Annotated in this window: 17 protein-coding genes; 12 read left to right on the top strand and 5 right to left on the bottom strand. The window is 67.7% G+C overall.

Annotated elements, in window-relative coordinates; all coding sequences use genetic code 11:
- Positions 1–231 precede the first annotated feature (231 nt).
- Both ABZO33_RS24360 and ABZO33_RS24355 read left to right on the top strand, forming a co-directional pair.
- Entirely contained in the window at positions 232–1,791 is a 1,560-nt protein-coding gene (locus ABZO33_RS24360) for a collagen-like triple helix repeat-containing protein (protein ID WP_414538128.1), read from the top strand.
- A 91-nt stretch (positions 1,792–1,882) separates the two neighbouring features.
- Positions 1,883–3,553 carry a ShlB/FhaC/HecB family hemolysin secretion/activation protein gene (locus tag ABZO33_RS24355; RefSeq protein WP_414538127.1) on the top strand — a complete coding sequence of 557 codons (1,671 nt, stop codon included), beginning with the start codon at positions 1,883–1,885 and terminating at the stop codon, positions 3,551–3,553.
- Positions 3,554–3,591: 38 nt separating this feature from the next.
- Here ABZO33_RS24355 and ABZO33_RS24350 read toward each other — a convergent pair whose 3' ends face one another.
- Both ABZO33_RS24350 and ABZO33_RS24345 read right to left on the bottom strand, forming a co-directional pair.
- Positions 3,592–3,999 carry a response regulator gene (locus ABZO33_RS24350; RefSeq protein WP_046854132.1) on the bottom strand — a complete coding sequence of 136 codons (408 nt, stop codon included), beginning with the start codon at positions 3,997–3,999 and terminating at the stop codon, positions 3,592–3,594.
- 47 nt (positions 4,000–4,046) lie between these two features.
- Positions 4,047–4,229, bottom strand: a complete 183-nt coding sequence (locus ABZO33_RS24345; RefSeq protein WP_102684463.1) for a Flp family type IVb pilin — start codon at positions 4,227–4,229, stop codon at positions 4,047–4,049.
- Positions 4,230–4,518: 289 nt separating this feature from the next.
- Here ABZO33_RS24345 and cpaB point away from each other — a divergent pair, with 289 nt between their 5' ends.
- Genes cpaB through ABZO33_RS24305 form a run of 8 tightly spaced genes read left to right on the top strand, consistent with a single transcriptional unit; the run spans position 4,519 to position 12,000 of the window.
- Positions 4,519–5,466, top strand: coding sequence for a Flp pilus assembly protein CpaB (gene cpaB / locus ABZO33_RS24340; RefSeq protein WP_414538126.1), 948 nt, complete (start codon positions 4,519–4,521; stop codon positions 5,464–5,466).
- A 19-nt stretch (positions 5,467–5,485) separates the two neighbouring features.
- Positions 5,486–6,778 (top strand): type II and III secretion system protein family protein, encoded by a 1,293-nt coding sequence (locus ABZO33_RS24335; protein ID WP_414538125.1) that lies wholly within the window; start codon positions 5,486–5,488, stop codon positions 6,776–6,778.
- A complete protein-coding gene (locus ABZO33_RS24330) occupies positions 6,775–7,965 on the top strand; it encodes a pilus assembly protein (RefSeq protein WP_414538124.1) in 1,191 nt (396 codons plus the stop codon). Before ABZO33_RS24335 ends, ABZO33_RS24330 begins: the two co-directional genes overlap by 4 nt.
- Entirely contained in the window at positions 7,962–9,218 is a 1,257-nt protein-coding gene (locus ABZO33_RS24325) for a CpaF family protein (protein WP_038706838.1), read from the top strand. Before ABZO33_RS24330 ends, ABZO33_RS24325 begins: the two co-directional genes overlap by 4 nt.
- Positions 9,215–10,096 (top strand): type II secretion system F family protein, encoded by an 882-nt coding sequence (locus ABZO33_RS24320; RefSeq protein WP_110605537.1) that lies wholly within the window; start codon positions 9,215–9,217, stop codon positions 10,094–10,096. The genes ABZO33_RS24325 and ABZO33_RS24320 overlap by 4 nt, the downstream gene beginning before the upstream one ends.
- A 2-nt stretch (positions 10,097–10,098) precedes the next feature.
- Positions 10,099–10,986, top strand: a complete 888-nt coding sequence (locus tag ABZO33_RS24315) for a type II secretion system F family protein (RefSeq protein WP_414538123.1) — start codon at positions 10,099–10,101, stop codon at positions 10,984–10,986.
- A 39-nt stretch (positions 10,987–11,025) separates the two neighbouring features.
- Positions 11,026–11,727 (top strand): tetratricopeptide repeat protein, encoded by a 702-nt coding sequence (locus tag ABZO33_RS24310; protein WP_414538122.1) that lies wholly within the window; start codon positions 11,026–11,028, stop codon positions 11,725–11,727.
- Between the two features lie 12 nt (positions 11,728–11,739).
- Positions 11,740–12,000: a DUF3613 domain-containing protein gene (locus ABZO33_RS24305; RefSeq protein ID WP_414538121.1), complete on the top strand. Its 261-nt coding sequence runs from the start codon at positions 11,740–11,742 to the stop codon at positions 11,998–12,000.
- A gap of 42 nt (positions 12,001–12,042) precedes the next feature.
- Here the strand turns inward: ABZO33_RS24305 and ABZO33_RS24300 are convergent, their stop codons facing one another.
- Together ABZO33_RS24300 and ABZO33_RS24295 are read right to left on the bottom strand one after the other, a co-directional pair.
- Entirely contained in the window at positions 12,043–12,825 is a 783-nt protein-coding gene (locus tag ABZO33_RS24300) for a response regulator (protein ID WP_414538120.1), read from the bottom strand.
- A gap of 113 nt (positions 12,826–12,938) precedes the next feature.
- A complete protein-coding gene (locus ABZO33_RS24295; RefSeq protein WP_414538119.1) occupies positions 12,939–13,409 on the bottom strand; it encodes a prepilin peptidase in 471 nt (156 codons plus the stop codon).
- Positions 13,410–13,484: 75 nt separating this feature from the next.
- Here ABZO33_RS24295 and ABZO33_RS24290 point away from each other — a divergent pair, with 75 nt between their 5' ends.
- Positions 13,485–13,928, top strand: coding sequence for a TadE/TadG family type IV pilus assembly protein (locus ABZO33_RS24290; RefSeq protein WP_414538118.1), 444 nt, complete (start codon positions 13,485–13,487; stop codon positions 13,926–13,928).
- Positions 13,925–16,561 carry an ATP-binding protein gene (locus ABZO33_RS24285; protein ID WP_414538117.1) on the top strand — a complete coding sequence of 879 codons (2,637 nt, stop codon included), beginning with the start codon at positions 13,925–13,927 and terminating at the stop codon, positions 16,559–16,561. Before ABZO33_RS24290 ends, ABZO33_RS24285 begins: the two co-directional genes overlap by 4 nt.
- On the opposite strand, the gene ABZO33_RS24280 is transcribed toward ABZO33_RS24285, so the two are convergent.
- A complete protein-coding gene (locus ABZO33_RS24280) occupies positions 16,546–18,501 on the bottom strand; it encodes a pilus assembly protein TadG-related protein (RefSeq protein WP_414538116.1) in 1,956 nt (651 codons plus the stop codon). The genes ABZO33_RS24285 and ABZO33_RS24280 overlap by 16 nt on opposite strands.
- Positions 18,502–18,601: the final 100 nt, after the last annotated feature.

The following is an 18,601-nucleotide window of genomic DNA, read 5'->3' as shown; positions in this document are numbered from 1 at the left end:
GCAAGCCCGGCAACACGGGCCAGGCTTGCCGCTTGTACTAATGAGTTACGACTAATCCTTTCGTGGCGCATCGCTGTGCGCGTCGTCAAGCCACTGAAATTCGCGTCTTTTTCCCGCCCTCGCTGCCCCCTGCCACAGGTACTAACACCAAGTTGTGAGCTACCCGATTCGGCGCCGTGCGCTTTCACTGCTGTTGTGAGCAAAACAATCAGCAGCAGCGGGAGTCCTTCCATGAACACTCAAGCGTGGATCAAGGCGGCAACGGCGCTGACGATGGCCGTGAGCCTGGGCCTTGCCGGTTGCAGCAGCGGCGGCGGCGGGCATCACAGCGAGGTCGATGGTTCGTCGTCCGATGGCGGCGCTGGCGCGGGTGCCGGAGCCGGTGGTAGCGGGGGCGATGGTGCGGGCGGCAGTGGTGGCGGCGGTAGCGGTGGCACCACGACCCCGGGTGATGGCAGCGCCGGTACCGGTGGCGGCGGCGGCGGTGGTGGTACGGGCGGCGGCAGCACGCCTGGTGGCGGTGACGGCGGCACGGGCGGTGGCACCACACCTACCGCCCTGGTCACCGGCCAGGTGGTCGATCAGTTGGGCAACACCGTGTCCGGGGTCGGTGACGGCGTGAGCAATCTCGGCCAGGTGATCGGTGCGCTGCCCATTGCCGGTAATACCTCGCTGAGCGGTGGCGTGGGCACGCTGGTGTCCTCCGCCGGCAACGCGGTGAACAGCGTCGGCGGCGGCCTGAGCGAGGGCCTGGGGCAACTGGGTACCGGCAACAATGCCGTGGGCACCACGGTCGGCGTGGTCGGTGCGGCCACTGCCGACCTGGGCGGCGGTGTCTCCGGCCTTGGCCAGGGCGTGGCCGGGCTGGCCAGCAGTGGCCCGGTCGAGCAGGTGCCGGTGGTCAACCAACTGGTTGCCGGGGCCGGTCAAGGCGTCGACCGGGTCGGCCAGGCCGTGACCATGCTTGGCGACACCCTGTCGCCGGTCGGCACCAGCGGTCCGCTCGCCGGGGCGACCCAAGGGGTGAGCGATGCCTTGGTGCCGGTGGTCTCGCTGGTGGAAAACACGGCGGCCAATGCCACGCGGCAGACCGGGCTCGCCGGCCCGTTGAACCAAACGCTGAACCAGTCCGGTAGTGCCCTGAACCAGGCCGGCCAGCAACTGGCGGGAGCGGGCAACGGCAACCCCCTGAGCAACACGCTCGGGCAGGCGCTGGCCAATACCGGCACCACAGTCAGCACGGCGAGCGGGCTGGCCCCTGTTAGCGGCGGCCCACGCAGCGGCCTGCTGGAAACCGTCGGCGGCGTGGTGGCCGGTGCCGGCAGCGGGCTGACGGCGAGCACCGTCAGCCCGACCGTGAGCGGTATCGGCGGCACTTCGGTGCAGACGGGCAATACCGTTGCCAGCCTGGGCACGGTGCTCGGTGGCAACGGCGTGGCCAACAGTGCTGCCGGGGCGCCGGTCGCGGCGCTGACCCAGCAGGTGGGCAGCGGCCTCAACCCGGTGGTCACCGGTGTCTCCAGTGTGACCCAGCAAGTCGGCGCCAGTACCGGCGTCGGCGCCCCCGTGGCGGGGTTGCTGAACCAGGTCGGTGGCGCGGTGGGCGCTGCCGGTACGCAACTGGCCGGGACCACAGGCAACCCGGTTGTCAGCCAGGCTGGCGCGACAGTGACCGCCGTCGGTACAACGCTCGGCCAGGCCGGCACCTTGGTCAACGGCGGCGCCCCGGCCAGTGGTCTTGGTGGTGCGCTGAACGGTGTGTCAGGGGCTCTGGCAGGCGGGCAGCGCTGACGCCACGGGCTACGCTCAAGGTGAGTGAGGCCGACCGGCGCGCCGTTCGCCGGTCGGTCACCCCGCCACCCGTGGATCATGGAGTGTCCGAATGCGCCGATTGCTGCTGACGATGCTGGGGCTGTCCGCAGCCTGCCTGGCCCGGGGTGAACCCCTGCCGAGTTTCCTCAACAGCAACGAAACCGAATGGCGCCTGCCCACGCCCAACCTGCCGGTGGATGCCTACCGGCCCGACCAGCCCGGCTTGCGCGTGCCCAGCGTGGACACCGCGCGGCAACCACCGTTGCTGATGAATACCCGGGTGGCGGTGCGCAAGGTGCGTTTCGAGGGCGGCACCGTCTACCCCCTGAGCGACCTGCGCGAGCATTTCCAACCGGTGATCGGGCGCGAGGTCACGCTCGCCGAGCTGATCGAGACCACCCGCCGCCTCACCCAGCGCTACCAGCAGGACGGCTACCTGCTGTCATACGCCTACCTGCCGCCCCAGGACTTCGCCGATGGCCGGGTGCGGGTGGTGCTGGTGGAAGGCTACATCCACGACTATCGGATCGAGGGCGACATCGGCGCGGCGCGGGCTTATCTGGTGCAACTGCTGGACCGGCTCAAGGCCGAGCGTCCGTTGACCCGCGAAAGCTTCGAGCGCTATACCAGCCTGGCCGGGCGCATCCCCGGGGTGACGTTCCAGGCCCAAGTGCCGCCACCGGCGACCACCGACGGCGCGACCCGCCTGCTCGCCCAGGTGTCGCGCAAGCCGGTGACCACCACCTTGAGCCTCAACGACGGCAGCCGCGACGACCTGCAGGCACTGCTGGGCGCCAGCAGCAACGCGCAGACCCGCTTCGCCGAACAATTGAGCGCCAGCGTGCTGGTACCGCCCGGCGAGGACAAGGAGCATTACTACCGCCTCGACTACAGCCAGTTCCTCGATGCCGAAGGCTCGAAGCTGTTGTTGTCGGCTTCGCGCTACCGCAGCGACCCCAAGGCGCGCATTCGTCTGGACAACGGCATCGACCTGACCCAGCACCGTGAGAACGAACGCTACTCGGTGGGCATCAGCCAATCGCTGATCGCCTCGCCCAGTGAATGGCTGGAGGTGGTCGGGCGCTTCTACGTGGTCAACGACCGCATCGATTACCAGGTGGTGGGTTTCCCCCTGCGCCTGGACAGCGAGACCGATATCCGCGCGCTGTCCTTCGAGGGCGACTGGCGCAAGGCCGAGGTGCGCCGCCTGCGCATTATCAGTGCCGGTGTCTACCAGGGCTTGGACCGCCTTGGCGCCAACACCAATGCCGACTACGACCTGGACTTCCTGCGCCTGCGGGTTTCGGGCGTGCAGAGCGACAACTTCAGCGACAACTGGCAGGGCGTGGCATCGGCGGCGGCCTACTGGAGCAACGACAGCCTGCCCGACAGCGAGCGGGCGGTGTTCGGCGGGCAGAACTTCGGGCGCGGCTACCCCAGCGACCAGGGTTCCGGTGACAAGGGCTGGGGGCTGGCCTACGAGCTCAACTACAGCTTCCGGCGCGACGCTGGCTGGCTCAAGGTCGTGCAGCCGTACGTGGCGCTCGACACCGCGCGGGCCTGGTTCAACGCGCTGGACGTGCGCGACTCGAAGATGTCGTCGGCGGCGCTGGGGCTGCGCTTTGGCGATATGCGCTACTACAACATCGCGGTGGAGGTGGCCAAGCCGATGTCGGACATGGCGCTGGACAGCTTCAACCGGAGGCCACGGCTGAATCTGAGTTTCAGTTATCAATTGTAGGCGATCACGTTGCTGGCAGGGCGCGTTGTGGGAGGGCGTTATTTCACCGCCTGCATCAACGGCTTGGGAAACAGGTTCTCCAGCGTCTCGAGCAGGCGGGCGTGATAGATCGGCTTGCGGAACAGGTCGAGCACCTGCAGGCGCAGCAGGTCGCTGACATCGTCCATGTCGGCATGCCCGGACATGACGATCACCGGCAAATGCTGGCGCGCGGTATGTTCGCGCAGGCGCTGGACCAGGCCCAGGCCGCTTTCCTCGGGCATGCGCAGGTCGGTGATCACCAGGGCGACATCGGGGTGGCGGGTCAGCTGTTGCAGGGCTGACCTGACCGAGGTGGCGGTGTGACAACAGAAACCTTCGTTTTCCAGCAGCTCGGCCAGCTCCAGCAAGGCCTCCTCCTCGTCGTCCACCAGCAGGATCTGTTGACGCAAGGAAGAGGTCGGCATGCTTGGCTCCGGGCGGTTGGACTACACGTCTCGCTGGCGCGGTGCGGTCACTGGGTGATCGCGGTCTGGATCTTGGTCATGATCTCCGACACTTCGGTGGAGATGGGTGTGACGAAGCCAGCCAGTACCACCGCGACCATGGCCGCGATCACCGCGTATTCGATACCGGAGGCGCCGTCCTTGCGCAGGAGGAAAGTCTTCACGTGGAGGAGGATCTGTTGCAGCAGCATGGCACGTCTCCTTGCGCTCGATGGGCGCCGGTCGGAGGGGCTTGATAAATGATACCCCTTTGCCATCAGAGCATCGCCAAGCCGTGGCGGCCTGCAAATGTAAAAAAGCATTAATCCAAAAGTATTGGTTTGAATTGGCGGCGCTAAGTTTTTGTTTTGTTGGTGCGTCAATTTCGTGGCTCGAAAAAACCAGCACAGGTAATGGCGAAAGATTGCGCCTCAGCTACCGTCCAATAGCGAAATAGTTACTTTTTGCCATCATTGGTCCCGGGCGTAAGGGAGAGCGCAGATGAGCAGTCGCCTGACCATGATCCTCGCCGGCCTGTTCCTGCTCGCGGCCTTGCTCGCGGGGTACTGGGGCCTGCGCCTTAGCCGTCCGCCCGAGCCTGCGCCGGCACCCCTCACGCCACCCAGCGAGGCCGCCATCCCGGCCGCTGCCGTACCCGCTGCACCCCCGGAACCACCACGCTCGCCCATAGTGGTCCTGCGCAGGGCAGTCGCGGCCAACACCCCCTTGAGCGAGGATGATGTGCTTCTCGAGCGCCTGCAGGTAGTGCCGGCCGGTGCTTTCCAGCAACTTGACCAGGTGCTCGGGCGCAGCAGCGCTCGGCCCCTGGCTGCCGGCAGTTGGCTGGACGAGTCGAGTTTCCAGGCCGGCGGCCCCCTGGCGCGGATGATTCGCGCCCACGAACGAGCGGTCGCGGTGGCCATCGACGATGTGATCGGTGCCGCCGGGCAACTGCGCCCAGGCGATTATGTCGACGTGCTGCTGTTCCTGCGTGAAGAAAACAACAACCCGCAATCCTCCGCCCAGGTGGTGTTGCCGGCCTTGCGCGTGCTCAGTGTCGACCAGCAGACGGGCCTGGCCAACGATGGGCGCCCGGCCCAGAGCGCCGAAGAGCAGAAGGCCCGCCGCGACCAGCAGTCCATCGCCAGCAACCCTGTGCGCACCGTGGGCCTGGCCGTGCCCGAGGCCCTGGCCAGCCGGCTGATGCTGGCGGCCCAGGCCGGGACCCTGCGCCTGGCGGTGCGCAGTGCCGACGAGCCGCTGCTGGCCGGGTACTGGTCCGGCCAGGATGCCAGCCCGCAACTGGAGACGGCCAACCGCGACCTCTACCGCTTCAGCCAGCTGTCCCAGGTGCCTCTGGCCAGCCAGGCGGCGGCCGCGGCGGCGGGCGCGCCGACCATGCAGATCATCCGCGGCGCGCAGAACGGCGACAACAACAAGACTCCCTGAACCGGCAAGGATGCGATCCATGCGTAGTTCTTTGCGTGTTACTCCACGAGGCAACTGGCTGGCCCCGGCGCTGCTGGCCCTGGCCTTGCTCGCACCGACGGCGCAGGCGGCCGCCAAGGGTTGCGCGGCCTTCGGCCAACTGCCCTCGGTTATCGAGATGGACCAGGGCCTGCAACAGGAGTTACGTCTGCCAGTGGCCATCACCCGGGCGGCGGTCGGCGAGCCCAAGGTGGCCGATGTCCAGCCCAGCGGCGAGCGGGCCGTGCTGCTCACGGCGGTGGGGCAGGGCACCACCAGCCTGATGTTGTGGACCGACTGCGCCGCCCAGCCGCACCGCGCCATGCTGTTCGTCAAGGGCCGGGCCAGCGCCGACATGGCAGAGGCCGCGCAACAGCCCACGGCCCAGGAGGACCTGCCCGTGCAGGTTCAGGCCGATATCCGCTTCGTCGAGGTGCGCCGCCTGAAGTACAAGGAGGCCGGTGCGCGGTTGTTCTTCAAGGGCTCGAACAACAGCCTGATCGGCTCGCCCAATACCGTGCCCAACACCGTGGTGCGCCCCGGCTACGTGCCGGGCATCGCCACCGGCACCAACCCGGTGACCTACGCCGATGTGCGGCCCGGCATCCCGCTCGACAACGACGTCTTCAACATCGTCTGGGGCGGTGGCAGCAGCCGCTTCCTGGCGATGATCAACGCCCTGGAGAACAGCGGCTTCGCCTACACCCTGGCCCGCCCCAGCCTGACCGTGCTCAGCGGCCTGACCGCGAGCTTCCTGGCCGGTGGCGAGATCCCCATCCCGGTGCCCAGCAGCGGCAGCGACAATGTGTCGATCGAATACAAGGAGTTCGGCGTGCGCCTGGCATTGACCCCGACCGTGGTCAGCCGCAACCGCATCACCCTCAAGGTGGCGCCCGAGGTCAGCGAACTCGACTACAACAACGCGGTGGTCATTGCCGGCACCCAAGTGCCGGGCCTGAGCGTACGCCGCACCGACACCAGCATCTCGCTGGCCGATGGCGAGAGCTTCATCATCAGCGGGCTGATCAGCAGCAACGTGCGCTCGGCCGTGGACAAGATGCCGGGCTTGGGCAACCTGCCGATCATCGGTGCGTTCTTCCGCCAGTCGGCGCTCAACCGCGAAGAGACCGAGCTGCTGATGATCGTCACCCCGCACCTGGTCCAGCCACTGGCCGCCAATGCGCGCCTGCCGGAGCTGCCGGGCGAGGCGCTGCGTACCTACGACCCCAGCTGGGGCCGCCTGTTCTTCATGGAAAACGGCAACTTCGAAGGCCGTGGCGGGTTGTCCCAATGAGCGAAAGCCTGAACCAGACCTACCTGGCCCTGACCCGCAACGACGAGGACCTGCACTGGCTGCAGGGCGCGTTGGCGCCGCTGGGGCAGGTGATCGGTGCCAGCAGCCCGAACCTCGACGAGTTGCTGGCGCTGGTCGACATGACCTTCAGCAACCTGGTGTTCATCGGCCTGGACCGCGAACAGCTGATCGGCCAGTGCGCGTTGATCGAAGGCCTGCTGGAAGCCAAGCCGATGCTGGCCATCGTCGCCCTCGGCGACGGCATGGACAACCAACTGGTGCTGCACGCCATGCGCGCCGGCGCCCGTGACTTCGTCGCCTACGGCTCGCGCGCCAGCGAGGTGGCGGGGCTGGTGCGGCGCCTGGGCAAGCGCTTGCCGACGGCCACCAGCAACCCCAGCCTGGGCGGCCTCACCGTGCTCTACGGTGCCCAGCGCGGCGCCGATGGCGCGCTGCTCACCACCCACCTGGCGCGGGTGGTGCAGGAGAGCGGGCAGCAGACCCTGCTGCTCGACCTCGGCCTGCCCCGCGGCGACAGCCTGGCCTTGCTCGGCCTTGAGGCGTCGTTCCATTTCGGCGATGCCCTGCGCCATCTGCGCCGGCTCGACACCACCCTGATCGACAGCGCCTTCACCCGCGACAAGGGCGGCCTGCGCATCCTCGCCTATGCCGACAACGACGAGGCCCTGCAACAGTCCAGCGCCGCTGAGCTGCACATGCTCCTCGGCGCCCTGCGCCAGCACTTCCAGCACATCGTCGTGAACCTCACCGGGCAGGCCGACAGCGAGGCGCTGCGCACCCTCGTCAGCCACTGCGACAAGCTGATCGTCTACACCGACCAGAACATCCTCGACTGCCGGCGCAACCTCGACGTACTCGAGCAGTGGCGCGATCGGGGCATCAAGCTCGATCACGCCAGCCTGCTGGTGGACCGCTACCTGCGCCAGGTGGCGCCGGATGCCGAGGCCCTGGCCAAGCGCTACGGGCTGCCCTTGCTCAAGGTCATGCCGTACAGCCCGGAGGTACGCCTGAACGCCAAGAACCAGGGCCTGAGCCTGTTCGAGCTGGCCCCGCGTGAAGGCCTGACCCAGGCCCTGCGCGGCCTCGGCGAGCGCCTGGCGCGGCGCTCGGAAAACCTCGCGCCGCCGGGCCAGACCTGGCTGCGCCGGCTGTGGGGCAACCGATGATCAGCGAAGAACCCTTTGGCGGCCCACGTCACGCGGCCAGTGACCCGCAGGCGCTCAAGCGCGCCCTGCACCGGCATGTCATCGATGCCATCGAGGACAGCGGCCGCAACCTGCTGGAGGGCGCGCGGCCGGTGCTGGCGCAGTTCGTCCTCGAGCAGGTGGGCGACTATGTGGCGCGCCTGCGCCTGGCCCTGTCGCGCTACGAGATGGAACGCCTGGCCGAGGAGATCGTCGACGAGCTCACCGGTTATGGTCCGCTGGAGGTGCTGCTGCGCGACCCGAGCGTCACCGAGATCCTGGTCAACGGCCCGTACCGGGTGTTCGTCGAGCGCTCCGGCCTGCTGCAGCAGACTGACCTGCGCTTCATCGACGCGCACCATGTCGAGCGGGTCATGCAACGCATCCTCGCGCCCCTGGGCCGACGCCTGGACGAGTCGTCGCCGATGGTCGATGCGCGCATGCCCGATGGCAGCCGGGTCAACGCGATCATCCCGCCGGTGGCCCTGGACGGGCCGTGCCTGTCGATCCGCAAGTTCCGCCAGGACATGCTCAAGAGCGCCGACCTGCTGGCCACCCGGGCCATCGACCAGCCCATCTACGACTTTCTCGAACGCGCCGTGGGCCGGCGCTGCAACATCCTGGTCAGTGGCGGCACCGGCACCGGCAAGACCACCCTGCTCAATATCCTCAGCCAGATGATCGCGCCCCAGGAGCGCCTGGTGACCATCGAGGACGTGGCCGAACTGCAATTGCACCATCCCCACGTGGTGCGCCTGGAAACCCGCCCGCCGAATGCCGAGGGCCACGGCGAGATCAAGGCCAGCGAGCTGATCCGCAACGCCCTGCGCATGCGCCCCGACCGCATCATCCTCGGTGAGATCCGCGGCGCCGAGGTGCTCGATGTGATGACCGCGATGAACACCGGCCACGACGGTTCGATGAGCACGGTGCACGCCAACACCGCCCAGGACGCCCTGCTGCGCCTGGAAACCCTGGTCGGCCTAACGGGGCGGCAGATTGCCGAGAAGACCTTGCGGCAGATGATCTGCGCCGCGCTGGACGTAGTGATCCAGCTGACCCGTCTGGCCGATGGTCGGCGCTGCGTCAGCGAGGTGCTCGAAGTGGTCGGGGTGCGTGACGATGTGTATGTCACCAACACCTTGTTCCGCCTGGACCGGCGCAGTGGCGAAGGTTTTCTGCGCGAGGCGCCGAACCCCGCCGGCGGCAAGCTGCGCCACGAAGGGGTGCTGTGATGGGCCCGTTGCTGCTGGCGCTGTCGCCCCTGTGCCTGGGCATGGCCTTGCTGCTGTGGCGCCTGGGCCTGTACAAGCGCGGCGAAGAGCGCATCCTCGAACGCCTGGGCCGGGCCTACCGTGCCGTGCGCAGCGGCACGGCACGGCGCGATTGGCTCGACCCGTTGCTGCAGCGTGCCGGCCTTGCCCATGCCGATTTTTCCCCGCGCCCCTGGCTGCTGGGCTGGCTGGCGCTGACCCTGCTCGCCGGCCTGCTGGCCGGCTGGGTGGCGGCACTGATGGTGCTGGCGGGCCTGCCTCTGCTCGGCCACCTGTACCTGAGTTGGCGCTGCCGACGGCGCCTGCAGCAGATCGTCCAGCAATTGCCCGGCCTGCTCGATTACAGCGTGCGCAGCCTCAAGGCCGGACGCACCCTCAACGAGGCGGTGCTCGGCGGTGTCGACAGCACCCGCGAGCCGTTGCGCTCGGCGATGCTGCGGGTGCGCCGCAACGTGCAGCTCGGTGTGCCGCTGGAGGATGCCGTCAGCGAGTTCGCCGAACTCTACGGCCAGGCCGAGCTGCGCATGTTCGCCCTGGGGTTGCGCATCAACCAGCGCCACGGCGGCAACGCCAGCGAACTGATGGAAAACCTGATCAAGCTGATCCGCGAACACGAGCAGGGCGACCGGCAACTGCGCGCCATGACCGGCGAAACCCGCATCACCGCGTGGATCCTCGGCGCGCTGCCGCTGGTGATGGTCGGCTACTTCCTGTTCGCCAACCCCACCTACCTGCTGGCCATGTGGCGTGACGCCAGCGGCCAGATGATGCTGCTGTTCGCCTTTGTCATGCAGGCAGTCGGCTGCCTGGTGCTGTGGCGCATGATGAGGAGCCTGTGACCATGGCCTTGATGCTCAGCGCCCTGTGCCTGTTCGCCGCGTTCGCCCTGCTGGCCGCGCAGGCCATCCGCCAGTGGCGCGCTCGCCAGCGCGTGGCGCGGCGCCTGCAGGGGCGACTGGACCGCGACGAGCGCCTTGGCGACTGGTTGCAGTGGCTGGGCAGCAGCCCGTGGGGGCGGCGCCTGCAACGGCTGGACGGCGAGACCCAGGCGCTGCTTGACCGCCTGGGCTGGCGGCGCAGCCGGCAACGCGCACTGTTCGCCGCCGTGCAATTGGGCCTGCCGGTGCTGGCAGTGGGCATGGCGCTGCTGTTGGCCCATGGCCTGCCCGGGGAAAACCGCGGGCACTGGGGCGTGCTGGTGCTCTGTGCGCTGGGCGCGGGCTACCTGTTGCCCAAGCGCCTGCTGGTCGTGGCGGCGGCCCGGCGCCAGCGACGAATCGCCGAGGAAGTGAGCCTGTTCATTCCGTTGCTGCGCATCCTCTTCGAAACCGGGCTGGCGGTGGAGCAGGCCCTGCGCGTGCTGGCCCAGGAAGGCCGTAGCCTGGTGCCGAACATCAGCGAAGAGTTGCGCCTGGTGTTGCAGCGGGTCGACTCCGGCCTGGCCCTGGGCGCGGAGCTGGAAAAGACCGCGCGCCTGCTGGCGGTGGACGAGTTCATCGACACCTGCGTCATCCTCCAGCAACTGCTGGTGCAGGGCAGTGGCTCGATGAAGTCGCTGCTGGCGCTCAAGGAACTGCTTGATGACCGCCGCCTGACCGGCCTGCAGGAGCGGGTGTCGAAAATGTCGGCGAAGATGTCGGCGGTGATGATGGTGTTCCTGTTCCCGGCCTTGCTCATCGTCCTGGCCGGGCCGGGGTTTTCCGCCCTGGCGCGGGCCTTGGGCTCATGAGCGCCGGAACATTCGGGCATTGATAGGGGGAGACGCGCAATGAAAGCCATCCTGACGTTCATCAGCCTGCTGCTGCTCGGCGGCTGCGCCGGGCAGTCCCCCGAAGGCCTGACGCGCCTGTTGGGTGGCGGTACCTGTGGCAAGCCCGACGCCGACCAGCAGTTGAGCCTGGACATGGCCGACCAGATGATCAGCGAAGGCCGACCGCACGCAGGACTCGCCCACCTGGAGCAGTTGCCCGAGCAGCTCGACCAGGTGCGTTTGCGCAAGGCCAAGGTGCTGCGCCTGCTTGGGCGCGCCGAGGCCGAACCGCTCTACCGCAGCCTGCTCGGCGGCTGCCTGGCCGCCGAAGGCGAGCACGGCCTGGGGCAACTGGCCTCGGCCCGCGGCGACGACGCCCAAGCCCTGCGCAACCTGCAACGCGCGGCGCGGCTGGCGCCCACCGACGAGAAGGTGCGCAACGACCTGGGCGTGGTGCAGATGAACCTGGGCAATCACGAGCAGGCGCGTTTCGAGTTTCTCACCGCCATCGAGCTCAAGGACGACAACCCGCTGCCGGCCGTCAACCTGGTGACCCTGTCGCTGGTGCAGGACAACTGGCGCCAGGCGGAGGACCTGGTCAATCGCCTGCACCTGAAGCCCGAGCAGTTCGCCGAGGCCCAGGCCCGGGCGCAGCGCATTCTTGTCAACGGGCGTGGCCCGCTGGCCGCCACCGAATCCCCGGCCGCGGCCATCAACTGAGCGGAGGTGAACATGTTCAAACCCTGGATCGTCCTCGCCTGCCTGGCCACGCCACTGTCGGCGCTGGCCGAGGACCCGCCGCGCCAGCCGCGCCCGCAGACCGCCACCGAAGCCCTGTTGCAGGTGCAGGCGAGCAACCGCCAGGCCTCCAGCGTGCGCCAGGTGCAGACCGACAAGGAACGCGACCAGGCCATGCAGCGCTGGCTGGACAGCTACAAGTATCCGATCCCGGATTTCTACCGCTGGACCAAGATCAGTTCGTCGAACAATTGAGTGCCTGATCGCGGCCTGGCCCCGCGATCAGAATCAAGGCAGTCAATGGGTGGTAAAGCGCTGATGCACCGGCGAAGAGCGTGGGGTCAACGCCAGTGCCAGTTGCGTGCGATTGTGCATGTGGGTCAGGCGCAGCACCTGGGACACGTACAGCTTCACCGTGTTCTCGGTGATGCCCAGTTCGCAGGCGATCTGGTAGTTGGTCTTGCCCTTGCTCACCAGCCGGGCGACTTCCAGTTGCCGCGGCGACAGCTTCTCGAACGCCGCCGGCAACTCTGGCTCGCCTTCCTCGCTATCACCGGCGCGCCGATGGGCGCCCTGGCCCCGGGCCTTTTCCAGGTCCTGGTAGAGGTCGTCGATGGACTCGGCCAGCTCCTGCAGGCGCTGGTTGAGGCTGCCCAGTTCGCGGAAGTTGCGCCGCCGCTCCAGCAGCGCGGTTTCCTGGCGCCGAACGCCTTCGAGCAGTTCGCCCAGGTCCATGGGTTTCTGGTAGTAGTCGGCGAAGCCCTCGCGCAGGGCGCGGATCACGTCCTGCTTGTCGGCACGGCCGGTCAACATGATCGCCTCGAACATGCGCTGCGGCCCGGCGATCTGCTTCAACGTGCGCACCAGTTCGATGCCATCGCGCTCGGGCATGTGCAGGTCGCACAGGATCAGGCCGATGGTCTCGTCCGCCTTGAAGCAGTCGATGCCCTGGCCGGTGGAGTGGGCGGGGACACAACGGTAGCCCTCGCTTTCGAGGAACTCGCACAACTCTTCGACGATCACTGGCTGGTCGTCGACCACCAGCACTTTCACCTCACTGACGGGTTTGTTCACGATCAACTCCCTGTTGTATCGGCCCTGCTCCCGGGCCAGACGCTCTGGCAGTTAGAAAAGTAGTCGCACTTTGCCGTTATGTACATTTGTCCTACTCCAGATTACGACCGCTCGGTCGATTATTGGATCCATACGGCTGTCAGAAGAAAGCCCGCGAGCACATAGGGGGCAAAGGGCTGCTTGTCGCCGACCTGTTCGGCCAGCGCTTGCAGGCGCTTCTTCACCTTGGGGTTGAGCAGGGTCCACAGGCGCCGGCGGCCGAACATCCAGGCCAGGACGGTGACCCCGGCGCCGATGAAGGTGCCGAGCACGTACTGCGGGCTGGTGGCCAGGGCCAGGGCGCCCATCAGTTTCACGTCGCCGGCGCCGAAGCGGCCGAGCATGTAGCCGGGCAGGGTGAGCAGCATGACGATGGCCAGGCCCCAGCCCGCCTCGCTGGCGTCGGCGCCGATCCAGCTGTGTCCGGTGGCGAACAGCCAGGCCAGGGCGCACGCCGCGACGCCCAGGGTCAGGGCGTTGGAGATTTGCCGTTCACGGACATCTTGTTCGGTGCACAAGGCAAGCCACAGCAGGAGAACAATGCTTTGCATTGGCAAAATGCCATCCCTATTCGTTGAACGGTTCTATGCTTTCAGACAGGTCTCACAGTCAGGGTAGACGCGAACATGAAAGCAGGCCCGGCGGGACAACAAAAAGGCGCGGCTGCCATCGAGTTTGTCGCGGTATTCATGGTGTTTTTCGCGGTGTTCTACGGGCTGGTCAGCTACGCCTTGCCGATGCTCATGCTGCAGTCGTTCAACCAGGCCAGCAGCGAGGCGGTGCGCCGTTGCGTGGCCGTGGACCCGAGCAGCCAGACCTACGAGCTGGACGTGGAGGGGCTGGCCCGCCAGGTGATCGGCCAGCAGCTGGCGTGGATGCCCGATGCGTTGGGCTTCAACGTGAACACCGATACCCGGGTCACCGTGGGTGAGGACAAGGTGCTGACGGTGGTGATCGACTATCCGCGCGAGCGGCTTGAGCGCGTGGTGCCGATCCTGTTGCTGCCCGTGGTCGGTGATGTGCCGAAGTTGCCCGCGCGGCTGCAGGCCCAGGCGAGCCTGCAACTGTGAGTGGTGGTCTGTTCGACCGCTGGTTTGCCGCGCCGGCCCCCGCCCAGGCGCCCGAGGCGACACCCGCCGTCGGCCTGCAGCTGTGGCTTGACGACCAGGCGCGGGTGCTGCGCCTGGCCGGCCCGCTGCGCAGCTTGCTGGCATTGCCCGGCCAGGCTGGCGCGCGGGTGCACGACTACCTTGAACGACACAGCTGGCTGGTGCTTGAGGGCCACCCCGCCGACTGGCAGGGGCAGCCACTGGACCTCGACTTTCATACGGTCATGGGCCACGCCCTGCACACCCGTGGCTGGCTGCAACGCCACGAGCAGGGCTGGATGTTGCAGCTGTTCGATATCGGCGACCTGCTCCGCGAACAGCGCTGGGATCGCCAGCGGCCACTGCTCGGTGAGATCGGCCATGCCCTGCGCGAATGCGGCGCCGAGCGTCTGGCGCAAACGGTGCGTGAGCAGTTGCGCAGCCTGGCTGACCATTGGCAGGCCGCCGCGCTGCGCCTGGTGCTGCGCGAGCCGGGCGGCTGGCGCCACTTCGCCAGCAGCGACGATACCTGGCCCTGGCCCGATGACCGTCGGTTACGGGACAGGCTGGAGCAGTGGCCGGCCCAGACCCTGATCGAAGTGTGCGACGACCCTGATCTGCTCGCCCTGTGCGGAGGCGCCTCGCTGTTCCTGGTGCCCTACCGGCAAGGGCTGGAGGCCGAGGCCTGGCTGTTGTGCGCCGGGGCGCACCAGGTGCCTGCGGTCGACATGGCCATGGCCCTGGTGCGCAGCTTGACCGAGCCGCTGCTGGTACGTCATCGCCGCCAGCAACTGCAGCACCAGGCCCATCACCTCGACGACCTGCAGCAGCAGTTGGGCGCAGGGTGGTGGGAGTGGCCGGCGCACGGCGACCTGCAACTGGACCCGGCCCTGGCCGCGACCCTTGGGCTGGCCAGCCGTACCAGCCTGGCGCAATGGCTTGCCCGCCTGCACCCGGCCGACCGCGAACCGGCGCAGTTGGCCTTGGACCAGGCTCGTGACGGGCAGGCGTTGAGCCTGGGCGTGCGTCTGCTGGACCGTGACCCGCTCGCGGCGCCGCGCTGGTTCCATTGGGCCGGCCAGGGCCGGGGCGGCCAACTGCGCGGTTTCCTGCTCGATATAAGCGCCCTCAAGGCCCAGGAGCAACAGGCCGGCGCGGCCCGGGCGCGGCTGGAGAACCTGATTGCCCGCTCACCTGCGGTGATCTACGTCCAGCGGTATGCCGAGGGCGCGCTGCACAGCGATTTCTACAGCGCCAGCCTGGCGCCGTTGCTGGGCTGGGAGGCCGACGGCGAACTCGCCCGCCAGCCTGGTCTGGCGGTGCACCCCGACGACCGCCCGCTGTGGCTGGAGCGCACCCGCAGCCTGCTGCGCGATGGCCTGGTGCGTTGCCGCTATCGCCTGCGCGACCACCTCGGTGGCTACCACTGGATGCTCGACGAGGCCCGCCTGCTGCGTGACGACCTCGGCCAGCCGCTGGAAGTGGTCGGCCTATGGCTGGACGTCAGCGAAGCCACCGAGGCCGCCGAGCGCATGCGCCAGAGCGAGGAACGCTATCGGGTGTTGGTGGAGGACTCGCCGGCCATGATCTGCCGCTATCGCCCGGACCTCACCGTGCTGTTTGGCAATCGCCCGCTGGCCGATTACCTCGGCTGCACGCCCGAGCAGTTGCAGGGCGCGGACCTGGGGCAATGGTTGTCCGCCGACCAGCGCGAGGGGTTCGTCCAGCGCCTGCGGGCACTGACGCCCGAGCAACCGCTGAGCAGCGCGGAGATCTGCCTGCAGTTGCCTGGCCGTGAGCATGCCTGGTGGGTCTGGGCCGACCGCGGCCTGTTCGACGGTGAAGGCCGCCTGCTCGAGGTCCAGGCCGTGGGCCGTGACAACACCGAGGTGCGGCGCAGCCAGCAGCAGCTGTTGCAGGGTGCCAAGATGGCCACCCTCGGCGAGTTGGCCACCGGCCTGCTGCACGAGATCAACCAACCGCTCAACGTGATGCGCATGGCGGTGGTCAACGCGCTCAAACGCCTGGAGAACGGCGCCGCCGATCCGGCCTACCTGGAGGACAAGTTGCGTCGCATCGAGGCGCAGGTAGAGCGCGCGGCCCGGTTGGTCGAGCACATGCGCGTGTATGGCCGGCGTTCGACGGTGGAGCGCGAGCGCTTCGCCGCCTGGGGCGCGGTACAGGGCGCCCATGCATTGCTGGAGGAGGGCCTGCGCGGCAAGGGCGTGACGCTACACCTGGAATCGCCCGAGGCGATGCCACAGGTGCTCGGGCATCAGGACCAGCTGGAGCAGGTGCTGATCAACCTGATGGTCAACGCCCGTGACGCCTTGCTGGAGCAGCAGGTGGCGCGGCCCTGGATCCGCGTGCGCCAGGCGCTGCATGGCGAGCGGCTGTGGCTGCTGGTGGAGGACAATGCCGGCGGCATCGATGCGCGGCTGCACGAGCGGATCTTCGAACCTTTCTTCACCACCAAGCCGGCCGGTGTCGGCACCGGGCTGGGGCTATCGGTCAGCCACGGCATCGTCAGCCAGATGGGCGGCGAGCTGACGGTGAGCAATTCACCCGAGGGCGCGTGCTTCTGCATCGCGCTGCCGGTTCACTGCACCAGCTGAGCGTGGCCGCTGGAGCAACTGAGGTTGGCGCCGACCTCGGCGCTGGCCAGGTCGATACCCAGCACCTTGAGCAAGCCGTTGACCAGTGGATCGAGCAAGGGGCTGAGCAGGTTCCTGATGATCGGCTCGAGGATGTTCTTCACCCCGTCCAGCAGCCCGGCGGTGAGCACCAGCACCTGGCCGAGGCCGCTGTTGGCAGTGGGCCTGTAGGCTTCCAGATGAACACCGGCAAGCGTGCCGGACAGGCTGCCCACCACCTGGGCCTGGTCGCTATCCATCGGCTGGAACATCGGGTCCTGGCCGATAGGGCGCGGGGCATGGTCGCCGGCGAAGACCAGTGTTTTTTCCGTCGCGCCGCTGCCGAGCAGCTTGGTGTCCACCCGCAGGCCGATACCGCCGCCGGCATAGGGCACCCGTGTACCGCAGGACGGCGGCAGGATCAGCAGGCGGCTGCAGACATTGGTGCCGATATCGATGACCGGCAGGGCCTGCACTTTGACCAGGTCAGGCCCCTTGCTGAGGAAGTCGGCCGGTGAGTCGAACTTGCCGATGGCGATCCTCGCCGCCGAGCGCTGGGTGAGGGTGGTCAGGCTCTTGGGCGCGCAGCTGTAGTTGTCGGGCGGCGCCGGGCGCAGGCGGCTGGTGCCTTCGGCCACTTCGATGCCGATGTCGATGTGCACCTGGCTGTCCAGCAGCTTGATGTCGCTGACCTTGCACGGGATGCCCAGGGCGCAGGTCAGCGACTGCACGGTGCCCAGCAGGTTCAGGCTGAGCAGGTTGTTGAGCACGTTGGTCAAGGGCGCCGCCAGGTCCAGCACGGCGTTGAGCAACCCGGCGATGCCGCTGAGCAGGGGCAGGTCCAGTGACACCAGCGCGCGGATCTGCGCGGTATGGACGCGCAACTCATCGCTGCGCGGGTCGCCTACGGCGGAGTTCTGCGGGGGCTGGATCACCTTCAGGTATACGCGGCCGTTGATCAGGCCCAGCACGTTGATGGGGATCTCGGCATTCACCGCTTGTCGATTTGCCGCCAGCTGAATCATTGCCTGGACCAGTTGCAGCACTTGCACGTTCGCGTCCAGGCCGGCCTGGACAGTGCCTGTCTGCAGGTTGAGCAATTGTCCAACGGTGATCGGCCCTTTCAGGTCCGCGGCGAGTTTGAGCAGATTGCCGGTTACCTCCACGGCGGCGCCGCTTTGCTGCAGTACCTTGACGGCGACGTCGAGCAGCTTGTCGGCGGTGGTCTGGAGGTTAAGCAGTTGCTGGTAGTCGCCCAGGTTCAGGTGCAGGTCGGTGGACAGTGCGTCGAGGTAATCGAGCAGGTTGAGCTGGGTATCGGCGATGCCTTGCCAGCCCACCACGGTGAGTTGGGTGCTGGCGCCGATGGCTTTCAACAGCGCATTGAGAATGGCCGACTGCATCGAACTGACCTGCAGCAGTGTGCTGCGAATGCTCAGCATTGCCTGGGGCGGCCCAGGGCTTGCGGCCACCGCGCTGGCGCGCAGGGTGGTGGTGCGGGCGATGGCACCGCCCTGCACCAGCGCGTAGATGCCACCGGCGAAGCTGGTGACCACCACATTGCTGACCTCGACCTTGATCGCCTCGTTGCGCTGGTTGTCGGCAGTGAAGGTGCGCAGGTTGTCATTGCCGGTGCGCAGGTAGCCACAGCTGGCGATCAGCGGGTTGAGCGGCGAATGGCCGTTGCGGGTGGCGGCGGTGCGGGCCAGGGTGGATGCCTGCGGGCCGCTGCCGGTGCAGGCGCCATCATGTTCGGCGGCTTCCAGCGCGGCCATGTCGGCGATGCGTTGCAGCTTGCGTTGTTCGAGGTAGAGGCGCCCGCTGTCGACGGTCAGGAGCATGAACACCAGGGCCAGGCCCATGGTCAGCGCGGCCATCAGGCCGATCGCGCCGCGTTGGCGCACAACGGAACGGGGAACCACGGGCACTCCTTTGCCGGCCTGTGGCCCGGCAGCGCGGCGGCGGTGCAAGGAGTGTAGTCAAGGTGATGGCAAGTTGCCTTGATCGAAGTGCCCCGCCCCA

Source organism: Pseudomonas sp. CAM1A (genome assembly GCF_047501685.1).
GTDB lineage: Bacteria > Pseudomonadota > Gammaproteobacteria > Pseudomonadales > Pseudomonadaceae > Aquipseudomonas.
This window is presented reverse-complemented; position numbering and strand designations above follow the sequence as displayed.